The sequence below is a fragment of the Paraburkholderia sabiae genome, from assembly GCF_030412785.1.
Taxonomy (GTDB): Bacteria; Pseudomonadota; Gammaproteobacteria; order Burkholderiales; family Burkholderiaceae; genus Paraburkholderia; species Paraburkholderia sabiae.
Window position 1 is genome coordinate 1,853,833 of sequence record NZ_CP125296.1, and the last position, 24,016, is coordinate 1,877,848.

General features: G+C 62.9%; 23 protein-coding genes. 10 read left to right on the plus strand and 13 right to left on the minus strand.

Translation table 11 applies throughout. The annotated features are described in order from the left end of the window. Positions 1-10: 10 nt before the first annotated feature. The 3 genes from QEN71_RS37815 to QEN71_RS37825 all read right to left on the minus strand — a co-directional run bounded on the left by QEN71_RS37815 (position 11) and on the right by QEN71_RS37825 (position 4,337). Complete coding sequence (locus QEN71_RS37815) at positions 11-1,330, minus strand: MFS transporter (RefSeq protein WP_201649884.1); 1,320 nt, start codon at positions 1,328-1,330, stop codon at positions 11-13. A gap of 757 nt (positions 1,331-2,087) precedes the next feature. Continuing rightward, entirely contained in the window at positions 2,088-3,248 is a 1,161-nt protein-coding gene (locus QEN71_RS37820; RefSeq protein ID WP_201649883.1) for a DUF6402 family protein, read from the minus strand. Positions 3,249-3,416: 168 nt separating this feature from the next. Then, positions 3,417-4,337: a LysR substrate-binding domain-containing protein gene (locus QEN71_RS37825; protein WP_201649882.1), complete on the minus strand. Its 921-nt coding sequence runs from the start codon at positions 4,335-4,337 to the stop codon at positions 3,417-3,419. Between the two features lie 111 nt (positions 4,338-4,448). On the opposite strand from QEN71_RS37825, the gene QEN71_RS37830 reads away from it, so the two are divergent. Further along, complete coding sequence (locus QEN71_RS37830; RefSeq protein WP_201649881.1) at positions 4,449-5,531, plus strand: tartrate dehydrogenase; 1,083 nt, start codon at positions 4,449-4,451, stop codon at positions 5,529-5,531. A 111-nt stretch (positions 5,532-5,642) separates the two neighbouring features. Beyond that, positions 5,643-6,953 (plus strand): MFS transporter, encoded by a 1,311-nt coding sequence (locus QEN71_RS37835; protein ID WP_201649880.1) that lies wholly within the window; start codon positions 5,643-5,645, stop codon positions 6,951-6,953. A gap of 48 nt (positions 6,954-7,001) precedes the next feature. Here the strand turns inward: QEN71_RS37835 and QEN71_RS37840 are convergent, their stop codons facing one another. Beyond that, positions 7,002-7,181, minus strand: a complete 180-nt coding sequence (locus tag QEN71_RS37840; RefSeq protein WP_201649879.1) for a CsbD family protein — start codon at positions 7,179-7,181, stop codon at positions 7,002-7,004. A gap of 69 nt (positions 7,182-7,250) precedes the next feature. After that, positions 7,251-7,667: a hypothetical protein gene (locus QEN71_RS37845; protein WP_201649878.1), complete on the minus strand. Its 417-nt coding sequence runs from the start codon at positions 7,665-7,667 to the stop codon at positions 7,251-7,253. 344 nt (positions 7,668-8,011) lie between these two features. Between QEN71_RS37845 and QEN71_RS37850 the strand changes: the two genes are divergently transcribed. Then, a complete protein-coding gene (locus QEN71_RS37850) occupies positions 8,012-8,875 on the plus strand; it encodes a GNAT family N-acetyltransferase (RefSeq protein ID WP_201649877.1) in 864 nt (287 codons plus the stop codon). A 15-nt stretch (positions 8,876-8,890) separates the two neighbouring features. On the opposite strand, the gene QEN71_RS37855 is transcribed toward QEN71_RS37850, so the two are convergent. After that, entirely contained in the window at positions 8,891-9,757 is an 867-nt protein-coding gene (locus QEN71_RS37855; protein WP_201649876.1) for a 3-hydroxybutyryl-CoA dehydrogenase, read from the minus strand. Positions 9,758-9,944: 187 nt separating this feature from the next. Here QEN71_RS37855 and QEN71_RS37860 point away from each other — a divergent pair, with 187 nt between their 5' ends. Beyond that, the gene (locus QEN71_RS37860) at positions 9,945-10,376 is read left to right on the plus strand and encodes a hypothetical protein (protein ID WP_201649875.1); all 432 of its coding nucleotides are present in this window, start codon (positions 9,945-9,947) and stop codon (positions 10,374-10,376) included. Between the two features lie 138 nt (positions 10,377-10,514). Here the strand turns inward: QEN71_RS37860 and QEN71_RS37865 are convergent, their stop codons facing one another. Together QEN71_RS37865 and QEN71_RS37870 are read right to left on the minus strand one after the other, a co-directional pair. Continuing rightward, the gene (locus QEN71_RS37865; RefSeq protein WP_201649874.1) at positions 10,515-11,057 is read right to left on the minus strand and encodes a carbonic anhydrase; all 543 of its coding nucleotides are present in this window, start codon (positions 11,055-11,057) and stop codon (positions 10,515-10,517) included. Between the two features lie 103 nt (positions 11,058-11,160). Then, on the minus strand, positions 11,161-12,144 hold the full coding sequence (locus QEN71_RS37870; protein WP_201649873.1) for a nitrilase-related carbon-nitrogen hydrolase: 984 nt from the start codon (positions 12,142-12,144) through the stop codon (positions 11,161-11,163). A 195-nt stretch (positions 12,145-12,339) separates the two neighbouring features. On the opposite strand from QEN71_RS37870, the gene QEN71_RS37875 reads away from it, so the two are divergent. Further along, the gene (locus tag QEN71_RS37875) at positions 12,340-13,296 is read left to right on the plus strand and encodes a GlxA family transcriptional regulator (RefSeq protein WP_201649872.1); all 957 of its coding nucleotides are present in this window, start codon (positions 12,340-12,342) and stop codon (positions 13,294-13,296) included. Between the two features lie 10 nt (positions 13,297-13,306). On the opposite strand, the gene QEN71_RS37880 is transcribed toward QEN71_RS37875, so the two are convergent. Genes QEN71_RS37880 through QEN71_RS37895 form a run of 4 tightly spaced genes read right to left on the minus strand, consistent with a single transcriptional unit; the run spans position 13,307 to position 18,543 of the window. After that, positions 13,307-15,055 (minus strand): dipeptide ABC transporter ATP-binding protein, encoded by a 1,749-nt coding sequence (locus tag QEN71_RS37880; protein WP_201649871.1) that lies wholly within the window; start codon positions 15,053-15,055, stop codon positions 13,307-13,309. Continuing rightward, complete coding sequence (locus QEN71_RS37885; protein WP_201649870.1) at positions 15,052-15,909, minus strand: ABC transporter permease; 858 nt, start codon at positions 15,907-15,909, stop codon at positions 15,052-15,054. The genes QEN71_RS37880 and QEN71_RS37885 overlap by 4 nt, the downstream gene beginning before the upstream one ends. Then, positions 15,906-16,835 carry an ABC transporter permease gene (locus QEN71_RS37890; RefSeq protein WP_201649869.1) on the minus strand — a complete coding sequence of 310 codons (930 nt, stop codon included), beginning with the start codon at positions 16,833-16,835 and terminating at the stop codon, positions 15,906-15,908. Before QEN71_RS37890 ends, QEN71_RS37885 begins: the two co-directional genes overlap by 4 nt. A 1-nt stretch (position 16,836) precedes the next feature. Next, entirely contained in the window at positions 16,837-18,543 is a 1,707-nt protein-coding gene (locus QEN71_RS37895; protein ID WP_201649868.1) for an ABC transporter substrate-binding protein, read from the minus strand. Positions 18,544-18,816: 273 nt separating this feature from the next. Between QEN71_RS37895 and QEN71_RS37900 the strand changes: the two genes are divergently transcribed. Continuing rightward, the gene (locus tag QEN71_RS37900) at positions 18,817-19,164 is read left to right on the plus strand and encodes a BON domain-containing protein (protein ID WP_201649867.1); all 348 of its coding nucleotides are present in this window, start codon (positions 18,817-18,819) and stop codon (positions 19,162-19,164) included. Positions 19,165-19,184: 20 nt separating this feature from the next. Here the strand turns inward: QEN71_RS37900 and QEN71_RS37905 are convergent, their stop codons facing one another. Further along, positions 19,185-20,087, minus strand: a complete 903-nt coding sequence (locus QEN71_RS37905; protein WP_201649866.1) for a LysR family transcriptional regulator — start codon at positions 20,085-20,087, stop codon at positions 19,185-19,187. A gap of 105 nt (positions 20,088-20,192) precedes the next feature. On the opposite strand from QEN71_RS37905, the gene QEN71_RS37910 reads away from it, so the two are divergent. The 4 genes from QEN71_RS37910 (at position 20,193) to QEN71_RS37925 (ending at position 23,999) form a co-directional block, all read left to right on the plus strand. After that, positions 20,193-20,852, plus strand: coding sequence for a peroxiredoxin-like family protein (locus QEN71_RS37910; protein ID WP_201649865.1), 660 nt, complete (start codon positions 20,193-20,195; stop codon positions 20,850-20,852). Positions 20,853-21,009: 157 nt separating this feature from the next. After that, the gene (locus QEN71_RS37915; protein WP_201649864.1) at positions 21,010-21,681 is read left to right on the plus strand and encodes a gamma-glutamylcyclotransferase; all 672 of its coding nucleotides are present in this window, start codon (positions 21,010-21,012) and stop codon (positions 21,679-21,681) included. A gap of 25 nt (positions 21,682-21,706) precedes the next feature. Then, positions 21,707-22,627, plus strand: a complete 921-nt coding sequence (locus QEN71_RS37920) for a LysR family transcriptional regulator (RefSeq protein ID WP_201649863.1) — start codon at positions 21,707-21,709, stop codon at positions 22,625-22,627. Between the two features lie 196 nt (positions 22,628-22,823). Then, a complete protein-coding gene (locus QEN71_RS37925) occupies positions 22,824-23,999 on the plus strand; it encodes an efflux RND transporter periplasmic adaptor subunit (RefSeq protein ID WP_201649862.1) in 1,176 nt (391 codons plus the stop codon). Positions 24,000-24,016: the final 17 nt, after the last annotated feature.

Genomic DNA, 24,016 nt, shown 5'->3' on the forward strand with positions numbered 1-24,016 from the left:
ATTCATTGATTTAATTCGTTGCGCCGAATGCGGCTTCGCGTGCGGTGTGTTCGGCGGAGAAGCGCACCGCGATCGCGCAGATCGCCGATGCCGTGACCAGACCGCCGAGCGTCAACAGCGTTTGATGCAGGTCGCCCATGCCTTTCGCCAGAAAGCCCGCCGCCACGGCACCGACATTGCCGCCCGCGCCGACGATGCCCGCCACGCCGCCGAGCGCCTTGCGATCGATGAACGGCACGAGCGCGTAAGTCGCCCCGCACGCCATGTGCGTGAAGAGACCGAACAGCAGCATCGCGAGCACGGCGAACGCCGCGTGATTCGCCTGCGAGAACAGCAACAGGCCCGCGCCTTCGCCGGCGATCAGCGCGAACAGCAGCATCGAGCGTGCGGACAGACCACGACGCTTTGCGCTCCAATCCGACAACAAACCGCCGAGCGGACGCGCGAAGATCGCGAGCAGGCCAAAGCTGCCTGCCGCGAGACCGGCGTCGCGCAGCGAGAGCTGGAAGTGATCGACGTAATAAATGGCCGCGACGTTGTGGATGAACACTTCGACGCCGAAGCACGCGGCGTAGGTGACGAACAGCATCCACACTCGATAGTTGCGCGAGGCCGCGAGCAGGCTCGCCCAGCCGCCCTTCTTGCCGCTATCGACGGAGATGCCGCGCGCGCGCAGTTCGCTGAAATTGCCTTGCGGGCAGTCTTGCGTGAAGCGCCAGTAGAGCGCGGCCATCACGGGCATCGCGAGACCGGGCAGCACGAGCGTGAGACGCCACGCGTCCGAGTTGCTCGCGCCGAGTGCGACGATGCCCGCGAGCATCAGCGGTACGAGCATTTGCGCAGCGCCTGCACCGGCATTGCCCCAGCCTGCGCTCGTCGCGTTCGCCGTGCCGACCACGTTGCCCGCGAACATCACCGACGTGTGATATTGCGTGATCACGAAGCTCGCGCCCACAGCACCGATCCCGAGCCGGCACAGCAGGAAGGCCGTGTAGCTGTGTGCGAGCGCCGCGCCGAGCACGGGCAGCGCGCCGAGCGTCATCAACGCGACGTAGACCTTGCGCGGACCGAAGCGGTCGCACATCGGACCGACGATCAGGCGCACGAGAATGGTGATCGCGACGGCCGCGATGTTGATGTTCGCGACCTGATCGGCCGTGAGATGAAACTCCTGCTTGATGAGGGGCATCAACGGCGCGCACGCGAACCACGCGAAGAAGCAGACGAAGAACGCCATCCACGCGAAGTGAAACGCGCGCATGGCGGGCGTGCGCCAGTTCAGCAGATCGATCGAGGTGGCTTTTTGCGCTTTGTCCGCTTTGTCGGTCATGTTCCGGGCCTTGAAACGACTACGGCGTCCCGCGAATCGGGTGCGAGACCAGATCCAGGGGACGCCGTTGTCCAAAATTCGTCGGTATTTCGTTGGTGCTTGGGGATGCTGCTGTGCGGCTCGTCGTTGAGTCGCGTGAGATGTCTAAGGCAAGGTGTGTGCCATATGGGTAGCTAGCGGCTGCGAGGCTTTCTGGATAAGGGTTTGCGGGCGTTATTCGAGCGCGGCGGGCTGACTCTGCACTGATTCATGGTGATGCCTCGCGGCACTTTGCTGGTGCAGCGCAGCACTTAGAAGGGGCGTGGATAATGTTGTGTCGCGACCTGATATGCGGCTCTCCAGAAGGCAGATGATCAGGTTATCGAACCCTCGCATTCACACTAAAACAACCTTGGCCGCGCGGCCAGAATCCTGTCCCACGCGGAAGGTGGCAGATCTACTTGCGTCGAATCGTCGCCTCCGTCGCCAAGGGAAAACAACACTGACTCGCCCTCGTAGCGCGACCACATGATGGTCGGCACTGGCGTCGCAAATGTATGTTGAGCCAGCAATCGTCCGTTCCTGGCGTCGAAGACGCGACCAACGTATTCCGCGTTGCCACGCCCGCGCCATTTCAGCATGCAAAGTTCGGCCGTGTATCGGTCGTCAGGCGAAGTCGATTTTCGACAGTCCGTGCCCGAGGGAGTGTGGTTAAACAGCCCGAAATAAACCGCGCCAGCCAGCAGTGAAATAAGCGCGATACGACTGGAAGTTGGCGTCATAGATACAGGGTGATGGGTGGAACCATCGGAACAAAGCGGCGATCCGAGTAAATGATGAAGTCGCCTCCTCGTTGATGCTTCCTCGACCACTCGCGGAAGTCGCTGTTATGTACGGGGTAATAAACCTCCCCTTCGATCACTGGATTTCCAACCGTGACCGGCGAATCTACATACGGGACATAAGATGAGAAGGACGCAACCTCATCAAGAGGAACGACGATGACACCCGCCGTACTCCAATGTCCAAGGTATTGCGAACGTTCGCCTTGCTGATCAGTAAATGTGTAATTGTCTTTGACGTAAATCCACACACCAGTGACGTCAGCTTTCGTAGCCTCGCTGCCGCCCAGATAGTCCCGGGAGAATCGGACGCTCCCAATGGCAGCGTAGATGTTGAACGAGCCTAGGGCAGCAGATAGATCATCCGGAACGCCGAACCGTTCTATGTCCGCTCGCAGCTGCGCAGCTAATTTTTCGCAAAAGCTTCCATCAACTTCAACGCGCTGAAACTGGAAACGCTGATGCAACTCCCTCGTGTCATTTCCGCAAAGATCTGATGTGAAAAGGCGAGTCTCGTACTTATAAGTCGTGAGTTTGTCATGCATCACCTTGCGGGCTGCAGACGAACGTACTGCCTCGCCTATAAGCACGTCGTACTTCTCCTTCGCACGGGCAAACTTCAAAACCCAATCGAGCTTGATCGACGTGGTGTCGTACATGTCAGCCGGGTAGTGCTGCCCAGCCTGATTGATTTCCGCCACCTCGTCGGCAGGCGTCGGCGAGTAATTCAACCGACCTGAGAACCAGCGTTCCATCAGTTTGGCCCCCACCGGCATCCTCTCTTTGCGCATCGCGCGAGGGATACGCTGGATATCGAATGGCGGAACGTTCGCGTGTTTCTGCTGAGGAGATGGCGTCGGTCTGGTTAGCGACTCACTTAGCCAGGTTCCAAATTTTCCGAAATCATCGAGCATTTCATCCCATGGCGACTGTCTTGGCTGTTTCGAAGCTGGCGCGACCTTCGATATTGGTCGGACGGGCAGCGCGGGTGGCAATTCATCGAACGAAACTTTCACGTCACGGATCGCGGACGCGCCTTGCTTCTTGCTCCAGCGCCACAACAATTTGTTGATCTTGTAGTATGAAAATTCATGCATCGAAGGCCCGTTCCTCTAAAGCTATACGCGATCGACATATCGCGCATCTCATTGCATAGATATCCGAATCAAAGTGGGCACGCGAATTTTGTATCTTGCATGAAGCAAGGTTCGATTCTTAAAAATCCGTCAAGGCAAAGTGATCAAAAGGTGCAAGGGCATGGAGCCCTACCCCTCCCGAGCCCCCCTCAACTCCCCCGCAATAAAATCCACAAACGTACGTATTCGCGCCGACATCTGGTGCCTCTGCGAATACACCGCATAAATATCGGCACCCGGCGTCTCATAGGCAGGCAGCACCTGAACGAGCCGCCCATCGGCGAGATACTCGTTGATGTCCCACTCCGCGCGCATCAGAATGCCGTGCCCTTCGAGCGCCCACTTCACTGCGATCTCGCCATCGTTCGTCGTCAGATTGCCGTTGATGCGCACCGCTTCCGTCTTGCGCGCGGCGCCGCGTCCTGTCGTCAGCCGCCACACGCCATACGCTTCGTCGCCCTGCCTTATGCCGATGCAGTTATGCCGCACCAGTTCATGCGGCGCGAGCGGCACGCCGTATTCGGCGATGTACGACGGCGCCGCGCACAATAGCCGCCGATTCGCCGCAAGCCTGCGCGCGACCACACGGCTATCCGGCGGCTCGCCGAAGCGGATGCACACATCGAACGCATCGTCGGTGAGCGGCGGCGGCGTCACCGACAACTGCAATTGCACCGCGACCTGCGGATAACGATTGACGAAGCGCGATATCGCCGGCGCGACATGACTGCGCCCAAAGCCGAGCGTCGCGTTCACCCGCAGCAAACCCTTCGGGCTTTTCTTCGCGCTGCCCAACAGTTCAGACAATGCTTCGATCTCATCGAGAATCCGCCGCGCGTGCTCCAGATACAGCTCGCCATCGGGCGTCAGCATCATTCGGCGCGTCGTCCGGTTGACGAGCGGCACGCCTGCGCGCTGCTCCATCTGCGTCAGCCGCTTGCTCACGGCGGCAGGCGTCAAGCCCAGTTCGCGCGCCGCCGCGCTCAGGCTGCCCGATGCGGCCAGCGTCGAGAAAAAGCTCAGGTCGGTCGGTTGAACGGTGTCGGTCACGGTGCGATTTGTGAACTGAAGTTAAAGATGCTTTGAGTCTAGCACCGGTTACTGCGTTCTCAGTTAGGTAAAGTCGGCTCCATTCCAAATCGATATTTGAAGGAGCGAGACATGAAGACCTATCGCATTGCGACGATTCCCGGCGACGGCATCGGCAAGGAAGTCGTGCCGGCGGGCAAGGAAGTGCTGGAGGCGCTGGCGCGCACGAGCAACGGCTTCCGCTTCGAGTTCGAGAATTTCGACTGGGGCGCGGACTACTACCGCCAGCATGGCGTGATGATGCCCGCCGACGGTCTCGATGCGATTCGCGACAAGGACGCGATCCTGTTCGGTTCGGCGGGCGATCCCGACGTGCCCGATCACGTGACGCTGTGGGGCCTGCGCCTGAAGATCTGTCAGGGCTTCGACCAGTACGCGAACGTGCGCCCGACGCGCATCCTGCCCGGCATCGACGCGCCGCTCAAGCGCTGCACGCCGGAAGACCTGAACTGGGTGATCGTCCGCGAAAACTCCGAGGGCGAATATTCTGGTGTGGGCGGCCGCGTGCATCAGGGCCATCCGATCGAAGCCGCGACCGACGTGTCGATCCTCACGCGCGCCGGCGTCGAGCGCATCATGCGCTTCGCGTTCCGTCTCGCGCAGTCGCGTCCGCGCAAGCTGCTCACCGTCATCACGAAGAGCAACGCGCAACGTCACGCAATGGTGATGTGGGACGAAGTCGCGCTGCAAATCTCGAAGGAGTTCCCCGACGTCAAATGGGACAAGGAACTCGTCGATGCGTCGACGGCGCGCATGATCAATCGCCCCGCGTCGCTCGACACCATCGTCGCAACCAACCTGCACGCCGACATCCTCAGCGATCTCGCCGCCGCGCTGGCGGGCAGCCTCGGCATTGCGCCGACGGGCAACATCGATCCCGAACGCCGCTATCCGTCGATGTTCGAGCCGATCCACGGCTCGGCGTTCGACATCATGGGCAAGGGCCTCGCGAATCCGGTCGGCACGTTCTGGTCGGTCGTGATGCTGCTCGAGCATCTCGGCGAATTCGACGCCGCGAAGCGCGTGATGAGCGCGATCGAAGCCGTCACGGCCGATACGTCGCTGCATACGGGCGATCTCGGCGGCAAGGCGACGACGGCGCAAGTGACGGCGGCCGTGTGCGCGCTCGTCGAGAAGGTCGCCGTGGCGGCATAACGCGCACGTCCCAAGGCTTCGCGCACACAACAACAACTGACCGCAAACGGCAGACGACGCGCGAAGCCCGATTGTCCGGCACAGTCCGGCTAACCTCGAAGGAGGAGACACATGCAAGCGGAACTCGAAGCGCGGGTCTCGCGCAAGCTCATGTGGCGGATCATTCCGTTCGTGATGCTGCTTTACTTCGTCAGTTTTCTCGATCGCGTCAACGTCGGCTTCGCGGCAATGACGATGAACAAGGCGATCGGTCTTTCGCCGACGGCATTCGGTTTGGGCGGCGGGCTGTTCTTCATCGGCTACTTTCTGTTCGAAGTGCCGTCCAATCTGATCCTGCATCGTGTGGGCGCGCGGATCTGGATCGCGCGCGTGATGGTGACGTGGGGCATCGTGTCGGCGGCTTCCGCCTTCGTCACGGGACCGACCAGTTTCTACGTGCTGCGTTTCGTGCTGGGCGTCGCGGAAGCGGGCTTCTTTCCCGGCATCATTCTGTATCTGAGCCTCTGGTTTCCGGCGAAACAGCGCGCGGCGGCGGCAGCGTGGTTCATGGCCGCTGCGCCAATTTCGACGGCCATCGGCTCGCCGATCTCCGGCGCGATCATGCAGATGCCGCCGATGTTCGGCCTCGCCGACTGGCAACTGCTCTACATCATCGAAGCGCTGCCTGCCATCGTGCTCGGCTTCGTCGTGTTGAAGTTCCTCACGGACACGCCGTCCAAAGCGCATTGGCTGCAAGACGACGAGCGCACGTGGCTGATCGCGAAGCTCAAGTCCGAAGCCGACGAGCGTAAAGGTCATGCGGGTCACACGGCGGGCGCGTTGAGCGCGTTGCGCGATCCGCGTGTGCTGGCGCTCGCGCTGATCTACTTCGGCACGTCGGCAGGCTTGTACACGCTCGGCCTGTGGGCGCCGCTGATCGTCAGGCAGTTCGGCTTCAGCGCGCTGCAAACGGGCCTGCTCACAGGCATTCCGAGCGTCCTCGCGGTGATCGCGATGGTGTTGTGGGCGCGGCACTCCGACAAGACGGAAGAACGCACGTGGCACGTCGTGATTCCGTGCGCGCTGGCATGCGTCGGTTTCATCTTTGCGGGACAGGCCGGCACGGCGTTGCTGATCGTCCTGGCGCTTGTCATCGTCAACGTCGGCATCAGCGCGGCAAAGGCGCCGCTGTGGGCCATGCCGAGCATGTTCCTGTCCGGTGCGGGCGCCGCAGCGGGTATCGCGATGATCAACTCGGTCGGCAACCTCGGCGGCTTCGTCGGACCATTCGCGATCGGCTGGCTCAAGAACGTGACGGGCGGTTATTCAGCGGGCCTGTATGTGGTCGGCGCGACGCTCGCCGTGTCGGCAGCCGTCACGCTGCTGTTGAGCCGCAAGGCCGCGCAGCAACCGGCGACGGCCCGCATGCGGCACGATCATTGAGTTTTTCACACGAGCTTATGACGGGCGGGCCGGCCCGACGTATCGACGTCACCGGCCCAACCTTCTGATTTTTTGCTTCCCGTCGCCGAACGCCTTGCGCGCCGTTCCGGCTGCCTGCTGCAAATCGCCCTTCAGTTGCTGCGTGCGATTGCCCGTCGCCTTGCCGACGACTTCGTTGACCTTGCCCTTCACCTGCTGCGCAACGCCTTTCAGCTGATCGCGGTTCATGTCGCTCTCCCTGTCGACTGGCGCATCGGCGCCATTCGGACATGAAGCACGCAATTTACGCGCCCGTGTTCACGAGTGACGCGTCAACATGCACAGTTCACGAAAAGTGCGATGCTGTTCGTCATAGCCCTGCAGCGAGCCCTTGTTCCACGTGACGCGCCGGCGTTGTCTTTCAAGAAAATCTCTCGCTTCCCTGGACGTGGGTATCCAGAAAACCGAGCTTCGCTGACCGGGCATCTGCCAGCATCGACCTTCGTTTGCAAGCTGGGCCAGTAAAGGATTGATTGCGTGCACGGTCACGCCAAGTTGTTCGGCTAGCATCGCTGTCGAATATCGAACGCCGGGCTTCATCGCGGCAAGTATGTCGCGCGGTTTAAGACGTTGATGTGGCGGGTCGGCATCGGCTTGCGTTGCGCTTTTTCTCGCCGTCGCGACCTTCACTGCCGTTGAGCGCACCCGGGACGGGCTTCGTTGAGTAGTGGCCATCTTGCACCTCGACACGTTTAGCGCTGTCCCAGCCTGCAATTCCGATGTGCGAGCAACGGAACGCAAACTGTTTCGCAAACAGGGACAGTCGTTGTTTTTCACGTAGTGCAGAAAAATAATCTAGTAGTTCTTACCTTTTTTACGACCATCGGTAAGATTTAATCTAGACAAAGCATGTCGATAACTCAAGCTTTCGCGTTCGCTCACCGAGCAGAGTGGTAACGCCACGCGCCCGCATACGTGCCGACGCGTAACCGGTTTTAGCTGCATCATGGATGGCTCGAAGATGAACCCTTCATGTGCTACGACCCTCGGATGCAACGAGGACACAACAAGGAGCCATCATGGAAGAAGCGCCGGACATGGCACGCGATTTCATCGTCCGCACGATGAACGCCGACGAAGTGACTCTCGCCATCGAATGGGCCGCGCGAGAAGGCTGGAACCCGGGGTTGCACGACGCACACTGTTTTCAGACCGCCGACCCGAATGGCTTCTTCATCGGCGAATGGCGCGGCGAACCGGTCGGCACGATATCGGCTGTCGCGTATGACGGGCAATTCGGCTTCATCGGGCTGTATATCGTGAAGCCGGAGTTTCGCGGCAAGGGGCTAGGCTTGCGCATCTGGCAACATGGCATCGACTATCTCGGCAAGCGCAATATCGGACTCGACGGCGTGGTCGCGCAGCAGCCGAACTACAGGAAGTCGGGCTTTCAGCTTGCGTATCGGAACATACGTTTTCAGGGCATCGTCGAAGCCGTCGTTTCACACGACACTGCATTGATCGACGTGCACGACATGCCCTTCGATCGACTCGCATCGTATGACAGCCGCTTTTTTCCCGCGTCGCGCACCGCATTTCTGCGCGCATGGATCGATCAGCCCGATGCAGTCGCACTCGCCTATATCGGCGACGGGCAGATACGCGGCTATGGCGTCCTTCGCCGATGCCGCGAAGGACGCAAGATCGGTCCGCTATTCGCCGACGACACGCCAATCGCGGAAGCATTGTTCACGGCGCTCGTCGCACGCTGCCCCGGAGAGAACGTCTCGCTCGACGTGCCCGAACTCAACTCGGCGGCTGTCGCGCTCGCCGAACGGCATCGCCTGACGAGCGTGTTCGAAACGGCGCGCATGTACACGAAGCACGCGCCGGATATTTCGCTCACGCGGCTCTACGGCGTCACCTCGTTCGAACTCGGATGACGCCGGGCCGATGCATCAATGCTTCGGATCGTAGCGATACACGCCGTGTCCCGTCTTGCGGCCCAGACGCCCTGCCGCAACCAGTTCGCGCAGCAGCGGGCACGCACGATATTTCGAATCGCCGAAGTCTTTGAGGAACACATCCATCACGGACAGGCACACGTCGAGGCCGATCAGATCCGCGAGCGCGAGCGGCCCGATCGGATGATTTGCGCCGAGACGCATGCCCGCGTCGATCTCTTCCGCCGACGCGATGCCTTCCGCGAGCAGGAAGAACGCCTCGTTGATCATCGGCACGAGAATGCGGTTGACCACGAAGCCCGGCGCGTTCTTGACGCTGACTGGCGTCTTGCCGAGGCGCTCCGTCAGTTCGCGCACGGAGGTCGCCGTGTCGTCGCTGGTCTGCACGCCGCGGATCACTTCGACGAGCGGCAGCAGCGGCACCGGGTTGAAGAAGTGCATGCCGACGAAACGCTCCGGCTTGCCGATCGTCGCGGCCAGCGCCGTAATCGAAATCGACGATGTGTTCGACGCGATGATCGTCTCGCCGCTCACCACGGCTTCGATCTGCTTCAGGATGCGGACTTTCAGTTCGGCGTTTTCAGTGGCCGCTTCGACCACGATGTCCACGCCGGCCAGGCGCTGATAGTCGGTCGACGTTTCGATGCGCGTGAGCGCGGCATCGCGCGCGGCCGCTTCGATCTTGCCCTTCTCGACGAGCTTCGCGAGACTCGCGGTGAGCGTCGCGACGCCCTTTTCGAGCGCGGCGTCCGTCACGTCGATCAGCACGACCTTCAACCCCGCCACCGCCGATACCTGCGCGATGCCGTTGCCCATCGTGCCCGCGCCGACGATGCCGATGGTTTCGATCTTCTTTGCCATGGTTGCTTCTTTCTCCTGATTTGCATTGGGTTCTGACGGTACGCTGCAGCGCACCATGGACGATACGATACCCGTTTCTCGCCAGGATTCGTGCGAAAGAGGCAAATGGCCGCGCGCGCCGGGCACGCCGGGCGCCTCGCGACGCACGCGGTTATATCATCGGAGAAATTTCACTCAAGGCCCCGTCATGCAGCCTGTCGATCTGAACCCGAAACGCAAGCGCGAAAATCCGCTCGTCTGGATCTTCGAGCCGCTGGAAAGCGACCCCGAGTATTCGCGCGAACGGTTCTTCAACTTCCAGGCGGCGTATCTCGACGGGCTGCTGTATCTCGCGGTGGCGAGCGGCGAAGAGCCCTGGAATGGGCTGGTCGTGTGCACGTCGCACGACCGGCAGGCCGGTTTGCTCGACGAATATCCGGTGCTCGCGCCGCATCCCGTGCTCGGCAAGTGGCTGTATGTGTCGCAGCGGCATCCCGAGTTCGAAACGGTTGCGCATCAGATGGTCGCGCTCGCGCGGGAACGCGACCCGCGCATGGGCGTCGTGCCGGGCAAGCGCAAGCGATCGCCCGATGTCATCGACATGAAGTCTTCTTCTTCGCGGAAGAAGAAGGCTTCGTAGCGAATTTCACGGTAGGCTCGGCCTCTTCTTTGGGAAGCTGAAGGTTGCCGCCGAAGGCGTGTGAAGATGTTCGGGGCGGCAGACCGGTAGTTGCGTTTTTGACCGAACAGTCCAGCGGTCGGAAAAGGCTTGCGGTAATCAGCCAGCGGATCCGCGCAAAGGCGCAGGCGGAACGACCGTCTTGATGAGCCCGGTTTTGACGTCGTAGACCAGTCCCGACACGATCATGTTGTCGGGCAACTGCTCGTTTGCGCGGAGTGCGGCGACGTCGAGCGCGACGGCCTCGTAAGGCTCCGTGATGGCGAGTTCATCGAGCTTCTCGGTTTCGACGCCGAGATGCTTCGCCAGCAACGCAGGCGCATGCTTGTGGCAGCCGATGATGCCGCAATCCGTATGCTGAAGCAGGACGAGATTGCGCGCGCCGTCCGGGCGTCCCGCCGCTTTTGCGACCACGCTCAGCACGGCAAGCGTTTCGAGCAACGGCTTGTTGATCCGGCCGCCGACATTGCGAATGATGGCCGCCTCGCCCTGCTTCAAACCGAGCACGTGCGCGGGATCGACGCGCGGATCGACGCATCCGATCACCACCGTTCCCGTCGACGGCATCATCTTGAGTTCGGGTGCGAATGCACTATTGGCGAATTCTGCGTTGCGCTCCAGCATTACCTCGTTGAAGTCCATTTTGCTTGCTCCTGTTTCGGGCCGAATGTGCCCGGTTGAATTCCATGTAGTTGGCGCACCGCGCTCGCGCGATGCGCACTTGATGCATTCAATCGCCCGCGGCTCAGGCGAGCACTTCCAGATCGCCGACGGGCTCACCCGGCACGCGCAGCGACCGCTCGATAACGTGCGTCTTCGGCGTGCGGTCGATCACCAGCCCGAGCACATCGGGACGGCTGTAATGACCGCGCGAATCCATCATGCGTTTGCGCTTGTCGATCTGCCAGAAGTCGAGATCGGCGATGATTTCGCCCTCGCCTTCACGCAGCGGCTCGCCGCCCAGGAACTGGCCATCCGGCGCGACGATGGCCGTAAAACAGCCGCTCGAAATCGGGCCGACTTGCGTCGTGTGGGTATCCTGCAGAATCTGCTGTTGCTGTTCGGGCGTCAGCCAGGCGGTCGCGTTGACCACGAAGGCGCCCGCTTCCAGCGCGTGCTGGCGGATGTTGACGGAGATCTGTTCCGAGAACAGGTCGCCCGCGAACGAGCCCGGATACATCGCCGAATGGATTTCCTCGCCATCCGCCATCAGCGCGTAGCGCGCGAGCGGGTTGTAGTGCTCCCAGCACGCCAGCTGTCCGACCCTGCCCACTGCCGTATCGATTGCGCGCAAGCCTGAGCCGTCGCCCATTCCCCAGACCATTCGCTCGTGGTACGTCGGCGAAAGCTTGCGACGGCGCTGCACGAGCGTGCCGTCGGCGTCGAACAGAAGCTGGGTGTTGTAGATCGTGCCGCCATCGCGCTCGTTGACGCCGATCGACACCACCATGCCCGCCTGACGCGCGGCTTCGCCGATGGCGCGAGTCGTGTCCGACGGCACGGTCACGGCCTGTTCGAGCAGCTTGTAATGCTCGGCGCCCATTGCAAACGGCGATTCGATGAACGAGAAGTACGGGTAGTACGGCACGACCGTTTCAGGGAAAGTCGCGAACTGGACGCCCTGCTTGCCGAGCTCCAGAATTTTCCTGACGACTTTGTCGACAGTGCCTTCCCGGCTATAGAGAACAGGCGCGATCTGAACGGCTGCGGCCCGGATGATTTTCGACATGATGGTGTTCCTTTCGACGCTGCGAAGCGGGTTGGAGAAGTGCTTGTACCTTAACGTCGCGGGCCATTACGATGATGTCGTTGTTGCCACCATTCATGACATCCATCGTTCGGGCGCAGAACGCGCACCGCTCGGGATCACGCGCGGACGGCGCGCATTCACACCACGTTCACATTGCGGACGGCAGGATCAGACATGCACCGGATTGGCTTCATAGTGCCGAAAAGATTTCAGATGATGAGCCTCGCGGCCCTCACGGTGTTCGAGCTTGCGAACATGCCGCGCGGCGGGCAGCGCTACGACGTCCATGTGTTGTCTGAACACGGCGGTCCCGTCGAATCTTCGGGCGGCATGAAACTGGACACCGAGGCATTCGGCGATCCCGCGTTCGACACGATCATCGTGGGCTCGATCACGGAAATGAAAATGCCATCTGCCGACGCTGCCGTGGTGGCATTCGTGAAAGAGGCGGCCAGGGTATCGAGACGGATTACGTCGATATGCAGCGGGGCATTCGTACTGGCCGAGGCCGGGCTGCTCGATGGCAGGCGCGCGACGATGCATTGGGCACATGCGTCCGAGTTCAGGGCGCGGTTTCCCAAAGTCATCACGGAAGAAGACCGGATCTTCGTGAACGACGGTCCGATCTGGACATCGGCGGGCATGACGGCCGGTATCGATCTGGCTCTGGCATTGCTCGACAACGACCTCGGTCCCGACACCGCAAAAATGGTCGCGCGGCTTCTCGTGATGAATCAGCGTCGACTTGGCGGGCAGATGCAGCACTCCGCACTGCTCGACATGACGCCCAAGTCCGACCGGATCGAACTGGTCCTCACGCACATTCGCCGGAACCTGCGCAACCCCCTCACGATCGAGGAACTGGCGGATGTGGCCAACCTCAGCCCTCGTCAGTTCAGCCGCGCGTTTCTGGCGGAAACGGGTCAATCGCCGGCCAAGGCGGTCGAACAGCTTCGCCTCGAAGCGGCCCGATTCATGATCGAACAGGGCCGGCACACGATCAACGTGGTGGCGCAGGAAACGGGCTTTACGGATCGGGAACGCATGCGCCGCGCGTTCATCCGGACGTATGGCGTGCCCGCGGATATTTTGCGCAGGAATGCGCGGAAGGAAGCGGTGGCAGGTAGCTGACGCTGCTCTATCACACCGCCGCACTCTCCACTTCACGCACGAACTCTTCCACGCCCGCACCCTTCGCGCTTCGCAACGAAGGCGCCGACGACATCAGCAGCCGCGTATACGCATGACGAGGCGCGACGAACAGCGTTTCGGTGTCGCCCTGTTCGACGAGACGTCCGTCCTTGAACACGAGCACGCGATCGCTGACGTGCCGGATCACGTCGAGATCGTGCGAGATGAACAGCAGCGACAGCCCGAGTTCGGCCTGCAACGTACCGAGCAGATCGAGCACTTGCGCCTGCACATACACATCGAGCGCCGACACGGGCTCGTCGCAGACGATCAGCGCCGGCTGCGGCGCCATCGCGCGCGCGATGGCCACGCGCTGCCGTTGGCCACCCGACAGCGACAGCGGCCGACGTTCGAGATGCCGCGCATCGAGTCCGACCTGTTCGAGCAGTTCGACGCTCCGATCAGGCACGGACTTCGGCGCAAGACCCGAAGCGCTCAGCGCTTGCGCCAGCAACTGCCGCACGTTGTAGCGCGGATCGAACGAACTGAGCGGGTCTTGCGGAATGTACTGAAGCTTCGAACGCAGCGCGCGCCGCGCCGGCTCACGCACGTCCGCGCCGTTCCAGTGCGTGCCGAGAAAGCGCACGTCGCCCGCCGAAGGCGCCGCGAGCCCGAGCACCAGATTCGCGCACGTGCTCTTGCCCGAACCCGATTCGCCGACGATACCGACCACTTCGCCGCGCCGCACGTCGAACGATACCTCTTCCAGCGCGACGAACTCGCGAGCACCACGTTGCACATACCGTTTGCCGATGCCTTCGACCTGCAACACGACCTCGCCGGAAACACGTTGTTGCCTCGCAGGCAAAGGATCGCGCACGATCTGCGACGCGGCGTACGCATCATCCGCGGCACCGTCAACACGCGCCGACGTCAGCCGCTGTCCGCGCGAGTGCGCCGACGGCTGCGCTGCGATCAGACGTCGCGTATAGGCATGTGCGGGCCGCGTCAGCACATCCTGCGTCGCGCCGCTCTCGACAACCTCGCCGCGATGCATCACCAGCACGCGGTCCGCGACGTCGGCGACAACAGCGAGATCATGCGACACCAGCAGCACACCGACACCTTCGCGCAGACGCGCAGCCAGCACGTCGAGAATCTGCGCCTGCACGGTGACGTCGAGCGCGGTAGTCGGCTCGTCCGCGATCAGCAGCGACGGACTCGCGACGATCGCCGATGCGATCAGCGCCCGCTGTCTCAAGCCGCCCGACAGTTCATGCGCATACTGCTGCGCGCGCCGCTCCGGCTCCGGCGTCCCGACATCGCGCATCGCGTCGTGCACGCGTGCGCGACGCCCGGCGCGCGAGCGCAAACGCGTATGCAGCGCAAGCGTCTCTTCGATCTCGGCGCCGACCGTGCGCAACGGATCGAGCGACACCAGCGCGTCCTGCATCACGAGGCCCGCGAAGCCGCCGCGTACCGCACGCCAGTCGCGCTCGCGAAACGGCAATGCCGGCCGTCCGTCGATCTCGAACTGCTGCGCCGTGATCCGCGCACCGTGGCCTGCAAGACCGATCAGACTGCGCGCCGTCAGACTCTTGCCCGAACCCGATTCGCCGACGAGCGCCACGCACTCGCCCGCGCGAATCCGCAGATCGAGGCCGCGCACCAGCGGCTGGCCGTCGTTCGCATCGGGAAAGCGGATCTCCAGTCCGCGCACATCGACGAGCGTGCGCGCCGCGTTGAAATCGGTCTTCATCGCGTCTTGACTCCATAGACTTGCGACAGGTGTTTGCCGATCACCGAAAACGCCACCACGGTCAGCGTGATCGCCATGCCCGGAAACACGCTCGGCCACCACGCGACGCGCAGCACGTCGCGGCCTTCGGCGAGCATGACGCCCCATTCGGGCGTAGGCGGTTGCGGGCCGAGCCCGAGAAAGCTGAGGCCGGAGACCGCGATGATCGCGCTGCCGATGTCGATGGTCGCGATCACGGGCACGGCCGCCAGCACGTTCGGCAGGATATGGCGCAGAAACACCTGGCGGCGCGACAGTCCCCACACGACGGCATGCGTCACATAATCGGCGCGGCGCACGACCAGCGTCTGCGCGCGCAGCACGCGCCCGAACTTCGGAATTCCCGCGATGCCGACTGCAATCGCAATGTTGACGATCCCCTGCCCCAGAAACGTGACGACGAACAGCGACAGCAGAATGGGCGGAAATGCGGACAGCACGTCGAACACGCGCGATGCGCTCTCATCGACGATGCGCCGTCCGAGCCCCGCCGTCATGCCGACCACGAGACCGATCAGCAGACTCACGACCATGCTCGCGAGTCCGATCAGCAGCGAGTAGCGCGCCCCATAGACAACGCGCGCGAACACATCGCGGCCGATGCGGTCCGTGCCGAACCAGTGCTCCGCGGACGGCGCCTGCATCGCGTGCGCGATATCGCTCACGAGGGGATCGTAAGGCGTGACGACGTGCGGAAATGCCAGAGCGAACACCAGCGCGACGAGAAACGCCGCCGCGATCAGCACGGGCGCAGGCACACGCCTCACGCGCAATATCGAACGCGCCTGTGTGATGGAAGTAGACAGATCGCTCATGCCGAACGCAGCCTCGGATCGATGAACAGATAGAGCACATCGAGCAGCGTCGAGATCGCGACGTGCACGAATGCGGCCAGCAGCACGACAGCGAGCACGACAGGCACGTCCTGCGACGTCACCGCCGTCAGCGTCACGCTGCCGATGCCGGGACGGCCGAACATCTTCTCGGTGATCACGGCGCCGCCCAGCAGTCCGCCGATCAGCCAGCCGCCCAGCGTGACAACGGGCAACAACGCATGCCGCAACACGTGACGTATGCGCAGCGCCAGTTCCGACACGCCGCGCGCTCGCACCGTGGTCACGAAGGGCCGTTCGAACACCGACTCCAGCGCCTCGCGCATGACCTGCGACAGCACGCCTGCCGTCGGCAGCGCGAGCGTGACGGCGGGCAGCACCAGCGCGCGCCAGCTCGCCGCGCCCGATACCGGAAAAATGCGCCAGTGAAACGAGAACACGATCAGCAATAACAGCCCGAGCCAGAACACAGGCGACGACGTGAACAGCAATTCCAGCGCCGACGCCACGCGGCTCACCCACGCAGCGCGCCCCGCGCCGAGACCGGCCGTCGAAAGCGCGACGAGCAGCGCGAGCACGATGGCGAGCGCGCCCGCCGCACACGCAAGCTGAATGGTCGGCCAAAGCTGGCTGCCGAGCACCGCGAGCACTGGCTGCTGCATCACGAACGACGTGCCGAGATCGCCATGCGCGAGGCGCAGCAGGAACTGGCCGTATTGCCAGAGCAGGCTGTGATCGAGGCCCCATTGCGCCGCGATCGCTTCGCGCAGCCCCGGATACGCGAGGTCGCCCGCCAGCACGTCTTCGATGCGTCCCGGTAGCGCATGGATCGCGAGAAACGCCGTGGTCCCCGCGAGCCACATCACGAGCACGCCTGTCATCACACGCGTGACAATCTGCTTCAGCACGTCAGCCTCCCTGCTTCTCGACCCAGATGTCGTACGAACTCGCGGGGCCATCCAGTTGCGGCTCGAAGCCCACGCCGTGCACCGTCGACTTCGCGGCGAGGTGATAAGCGGGCGCGAAGAGCGGCACGATGAACGCCTCGTCGACGGCTCGCTTCTGCGTGAAGGCGAGCAGCTTGCGACGCTCGTCGCCGACGGGCAGCAGCCGCGCCCGGTTGATCGAATCGACGATGGTCGCGTCCGGGTTGCGGATCGCGTTGTAGAGGAAGCCCTGATCGCCGAGCATGTCCCACAGTTCCATCGCGACATCGGACGGATTGTCCGTGTTCGGATAGATGGTCCAGTTGCCCGTCGCCTTCTGGTTCGCGAAATCGCCCGCCGTCGTGATGCGCAGCCCGAGATCGAGGCCGATGTTCTGCCGCAGCGCCGACTGGATCGCGCGGATCAGCACGTCGCGGCTGTCGCGCACATAAGGCTGCGGATAACCCACTTCGATCGACAGCCGCTTGCCGTCCTTCGTGCGAAAGCCTTCGCTGTCGCGCGTCGTCCATCCTGCTTCGTCGAGCAGGCGATTCGCTTCCTTGACGTTATTGCCCCACGAATGCTTCAGGTCCGCGTTGTAGTCGGCGTTGTCGGGGCCGATGTTCGACCACGCGCGCTGCACGGTGCCGAGATACACGCTCTTGACGATCGCGTCGAGATCGAAGCCGTCGCGCAGCGCGCGCCGCACGCGTACATCGTTGGCGGGCGCGACGGTGTAGTTGACGTTGAGCGTGAACGACGTGGTCGCCGACGGACCCGTCAGATACTGGAAGCCGTCCACCTTGTCGAACACGGCGGCATCCGTCGGCTGCACGCCTTCGATCAGATCGACCTGTCCCGAACTGAGCGCGCCCGTGCGCACGGCCGCCTCGGGAAGGAAGCGGTACGTCACCTGTTCGAGCCACGCAGGGCCCTGATGCTGCGCGTTGTCCGGCGCCCACTTGTAGTCGGCATTGCGCGTGAAGGTGGCCGACTGCCCGCGCTGATACGCGCTGAACACGAACGGCCCCGTACCGACGATGCCCGGCCCGCCCGCGCACAGATCCTTGTTTTCCGCGAGCGATTTGGGCGAGATGAAACCCAGCTTCACGCTGGAGAGCGATTCGAGCGTCGTGGAATCCGGGCGCTTCAACACGAGACGCACGACATGAGGCGACACGACTTCGACATGATCGAACTGCACCAGCAACGAAGCCGATGCCGACGTGGTGCTGACGTTCTTCAGGATGTAATCGAAGTTGGCCTTCACCGCGTTTGCATCGAACGGCGTGCCGTCGGTGAAATGAACGTCGTCGCGCAGATTGAAGGTGTAACGCTTGCCATCGTCGGAAACGGTCCACGATTTCGCGAGCCACGGCGCGTAAGTGCCATCCGTCTTTTTGCTGATCAGCGAATCGATGTAATTGCGGATCACCCAGAAGGCGTTCTGCTGCGACGAGCGGTGCGGATCGAAACAGGCCGGTTCGGTCGTCACGCCCCACGTCAGCGTGCCGCCGGCGACGGGTTTCAATGCTTGCGCGCGCTGTTCGGTCTGCGCCGAATCGGCCTTGCTGCAGCCGCTCAATACGATCGCCGTGCCGACGGCGAGCGTACCGAGCCATGTGAGCGCTGTCGTTTTAGTCGATCGGGAAGGGAGTGTGCGTGTTCGGGTCGAGGCGTCGTGAATCATCGTGATCGGTCTGGAAGATGATCCCGCAGCGTAAGTGTTGCGTCGTCCGTTCTCCAACGAATCAATCTTGCTATCGATATCAGCCGCGCTCTCCGCAGCATGCGCCTGCGATGCGGATTTGACGCTACGAAAGCCGCCTCGCAGCTACAACAGAACCGCTTCGTCCCCAAGTCCGCCATGCTGCTCTATCATGGGGGGACTCACGGAGAGGTACACGTGCAGCAACAACCCGAACGACGCCCGCTTCCCTCGAATCAGAACGACGTACACGACATGCGAAACGCGCCATCCATCACAAGCCGCTTGCTGATCGTCGGAGCACTCGCGTTGCCCGTCTTCATGGGTATCGACGGCTGCAAGTCGACCACGACGACGCAGGCCGTGACCACGCCGGGGCAGACCGCCACCGACGACGCCGCACTCGCCGCCCGCGTCAAGCAGGCGCTCGTCGCGGCCCCCGGATTGAAGTCGCTACCGATGAGCGTCGCCACGTATCGCGGCGTCGTGCAGTTGTCCGGATACGTCGATTCGGAAGCGCAGATTCAGCAGGCGCTTGCCGTGACGCGCAGCGTGCCGGGCGTGCAATCCGTCAGCAACGATTTGCACGTCAGGCCGCAATGACGTGCGTTCGCGCAACGCCCTCAAACGCTCGCAGCCGAAATCGGCCTGAGTTCTTCGACGAGATAGTCGATCAGCGCACGCGCTGCGGGTCGTGACGCCCTGCCTGGCGGAAACACGGCATGAACCTCGACGGGGTCGAGCTGCCAGTCGTCGAGAACCTGTACGAGGCGTCCATCCGCGATTTCGCTTCGACATCCCCACAAACCGATAGCCAGTATCCCGAGACCCGCGACAGCCGCAGCCGTCGCGCCTTCGTTCACGGAAGTCATCAGGCGGCCTTCGGCGCGAAACGACGCTTCGCGCCCATCCTTCCGAAGCGTCCATCCCAACGACGCCGCACTGGACGGTCCCAGCACGAACGTGTGCTGACTCAGTTCGGACGGTTCGACCGGGCGACCGGCGCGCGCCAGATAATCCGGCGCGGCGACCAGCATGCGTGGCGAACGTCCGAGCAGTCTCGATCGCGCGCTCGAATCCGGCAGCGCACCGAACCGGATCGCCACGTCGACACCCTCGGCGATCAGGTCCTGCCGATCGTCGGACATCACCAGCTCGATATGCAACGAGGGATGCAGCGCCATGAATCGTCCGATGCGCGGAATCACCTCGCGAATCCCAAAGCTCGCCGACAACGTCACGCGCAAATGGCCGCGTAGCTCCGCGCTACCGCGCGCAACGTGATCCGCTTCTTCGAGCGCTTCGAGAATGGCTTCGACGCGCAGCAGATAGTCGACGCCCGCCTCCGTCAGCTTCACCGCGCGCGTGCTTCTGACAAAGAGCGCCGCGCCGACATCCGCCTCGAGTTCGGAAATCTGTCGCGATACGGACGGCTGGCTCACGCCCAGTTCGCGCCCGGCGCGCGTGAAGCTCGAAGTCCGTGCGACGCGCGTGAACAGCCGCAGCACCGATAGCTTGTCATTCATTTAGCAGGTGAATAACTGAAAGTCATCCGGGCATTCTACCCACCTTCGCGCAAATGAATCACCATGACTTCACGCCACCACCGGCGAGCAAACACGGAGCTGGACATGAAACTGCAAGAGAAGCTGGATGCCTTCAAAGCGAACTTCGAGACCAAGGTCGCACCGCCCGACGTCGTCGCGCTCTTTCACAAGACCACGGCCGAACTGATTGCCACCGGCCAGGCGGAGCGATCGCTGAAGGTCGGCGATATCGCGCCGACGTTCGAACTCGTCACGGCGGAAGGCGAGCGTGTGTCGTCGACGGCGATGCTCGAACGCGGACCGCTCGTCGTCACGTTCTATCGGGGCGTCTGGTGCCCTTACTGCAACATCGATTTGCAGGCCATCGAAGAAGTCGCGCAAGAGATTCGCTCGCTCGGCGCGCAACTCGTGTCGATTTCGATGCAGACGGCCGCGAACAGCCTGAAGTCGCAACGGCAGAACAAGCTCAGCTATCCGATCCTCGTCGACGAAGCCGGCAAGACGGCCGACGCATTCGGCATCCGCTTTCGCCTGCAGGACGAATTGATCGGGGCGTACAAGGGCTTCAACGTCGATCTGCCGACCATCAACGGCGAGCCGAGCTGGACGCTTCCGATGCCCGCTCGCTACGTGATCGCCACCGACGGCACGATCGCCTACGCCGAAGTCAGTCCTGATTACACGAAGCGGCCCGATCCGAGCGAACTGATTCCCGCGTTGCAACGGCTCGCAAGCATCGCATGACGTGCGCGTGAGACCCGTGTGCGGCAGCGAGGCGCGCGTCGCCGGGAAAGCGGATTGTCGCGCGCCATTCGACAAAGCGTCTCCCGGACACGCGTTTATCCGCGAACGCCCCGCGTCCATACTCACGCCCATTCCGAAGTTTCGAACAGGCGATGGGATGTTGACACGAGAGGCCATTCACTCCGGCGCGTATCTGGAGCACTTCGAGTCGCTGCCGTGCGTCTGGAAGCGCGAGCAGATCATGCTGTCGCTTGCCGACACGCTGCGACAAAAGCCGGCCGGCACGACGAGCATCTGGCTCTTCGCGTACGGCTCGCTGATGTGGAATCCCGCGCTCTGCTTCGACGCGCGCCGCGTCGCGACGCTGCTCGGCTGGCATCGCGCGTTCTGTCTGCGCATGGAAATCGGTCGCGGCAGTCCGGCGACGCCCGGACGCATGCTCGCGTTGCAGCCGGGCGGTCATACCGAAGGCGTCGCGCTCAGGCTGTGCGCGCATTCGCTCGAAGACGAACTGCAGCTTGTCTGGACGCGTGAGATGGTGCTTGGTTCGTATCGCCCGATCTGGACGTCCGTGACATTCGACGACGGCAGCGCCGCGCAGGCGATCGCCTTCGTCGCCGACGAATCGCGTGCGCAATTCGAAGCCGATTCGTCGGTGGACAAGGTGGCGCCGCTCATCGCCAGCGCGGCGGGCGCGTTCGGCACCAACATCGACTATCTGATGAAACTGCAACACGCGCTGCACGCGTGCGACTTGCGCGATCCGTATGTGGACGCGCTCGCCGGCGAAGCGGAGCGTCTGCGCACGCGCGCCGTCGCGCCGGAATGAAGGATGCGAGCGCATCGACAGCATCATGAACAGACTTCAGGCCATGCAGGTGTTCACGCGCATCGTGGACGGCAACAGCTTTTCCGCGGCGGCGCGTTCGCTGGATATCACACGTTCTTCCGTTACGACCATCATTCAGGCGCTCGAAGCGCATCTGAAAGTGCGGCTCCTGAATCGCACCACGCGCAGGATCAGTCTCACGCCCGACGGCGCGGCCTATTACGAGCGCTGTGCGCGCATCCTCGCCGATATCGAGGAATCGGAGCGCGTCTTCTCGCGACACGCGGCGCCGCGCGGCAAGCTGAGTGTGGACATGCCGGGCTCCATCGTAAACCGCGTGATCGTGCCCGCGCTCGATAAATTCCAGGCGCGCTATCCCGACATCGATCTGCTGCTGCGCGTCGGCGATACGGGCGTCGATCTCGTGCAGGACAACATCGATTGCGCGATCCGAATCGGCGAGTTGCAGGACCTCACGCTGATCGCGCGGCGGCTCGGCACGGTGGAATTCGTGACCGTCGCGAGTCCCGCCTATTTCGCGCGTGCAGGCGTGCCTGAAACGCTCGCGGACCTGACGATGCATACGGCCGTGAATCATGCGTCGGGCAGAACCGGACAGATCGCGCAGATGGATTTCATCGTCGACGGCAAGCCGGTTGCGCCGCGCATGCACTCCCGGCTCGCGGCGAACGATGACGCGGCGTATCTGCAATGCGGACTCAACGGGCTCGGGTTGATTCAACTGCCGCGCCTGCTCGCGCTGCCGCATCTCGAAGCAGGTGAACTCGTCGAAGTGCTCGGTCGTTGGCGGCCCGCGCCCTGTCCGGTTCACGCCGTCTATCCGCGTAGCCGTCGTCTGTCGACGCAGGTGCGGGCGTTCGTCGACTGGGCTGCCGAACGTTTCGCGCAATGCGATCTGATGCACGCGCAACACGCCACGGCCTGACACGCTCGACACGCATACCGCGCAGACATTGTCGCTTTCGTCGCGACAAAGAAACCACCGCAGGCAGCTTTATCGCCTCGAAGGCGAAACCCATACTTCCGTCAACACTGCGCGGCTCTTACGACGTGTTCGAGTCAGCTGTCGAAGCGCGCAAACCGTCATATCGATCATCAACCTTTGTTCAGGAATCCAATCCATGTTAGTCAAGCTGAAACGTCTGTCCGTTGCCGTGAGCGCCGTGGCCGTGCTCGGCGCGGCGGCGGGAGCCGGGCTCGTCCGGGGCGTCGGGCCGGGCGCGGTCGCAGACGCCCGCGCCGCGGATGCGCCCGCCCCCGCCGTCGAAGTCGATGTCGCGACCGTGCTCTCGCGCACCGTCACCGACTGGCAAAGCTACTCGGGCCGCCTCGAAGCCGTCGATCACGTCGATGTGCGTCCGCTCGTGTCGGGCACGATCGTCGCCATTCATTTCACCGATGGCGCGCTCGTGAAGAAAGGCGAACCGCTCTTCTCGATCGATCCGCGTCCGTATCAGGCGGAAGTGGATCGCGCTGCCGCGCAAGTGGCGGCAGCGAAGGCGCGTGCGCTCTATACGTCGACGGACGCCGCTCGCGCAGAACGCCTGCTCGTCGACAACGCGATCGCGAAGCGCGACTACGACGAGAAGCAGAACGCCGCTCGCGAAGCCTCTGCCGCCGTCAAAGCGGCCGACGCGGCGTTCGAAGCAGCGCAGGTGAGCCTGGGCTATACGACGATCACCGCGCCCGTCAGCGGCCGCGTATCGCGCGCCGAACTGACGGTGGGCAACGTGGTATCGGCGGGTGCGAATGCGCCGCTGCTCACCACGCTGGTGTCTGTCTCGCCGATCTACGCATCGTTCGATGTCGACGAACAAACCTATCTGCGCTATCTCGGCCGCGACCGTCAGGCGAAGGTGCCCGTCGCGCTCGGTCTTGCGAACGAGGACGGCTACTCGCGCAAAGGCACGATCAGTTCCGTCGACAACCGGCTGGACACGCAGTCGGCGACGATCCGCGTGCGTGCGACCATCGACAACCGCGACGGCGCGCTCGTGCCGGGACTGTATGCGCGCGTGAAGGTCGGCGGCGGCGACGCGCATCCCGCCGTGCTGATCGACGATGCCGCCATCGGCACCGATCAGTCGAAGAAATACGTGCTGGTCGTCAACGACGTCAACAAGGTTCAGTACCGCGAGGTGCAACTCGGCGCGCTGCACGACAACCTGCGCGTGATCGACGCGGGACTCAAACCGGGCGAGCGCATCGTCGTCAACGGACTGATGCGCGCGCGCCCCAACGACACCGTGAAACCGCATCCCGTCGACATGACGGATGCGGCCCGTTCCGCTGCCTGATCAGGCGAGAGGCTCAT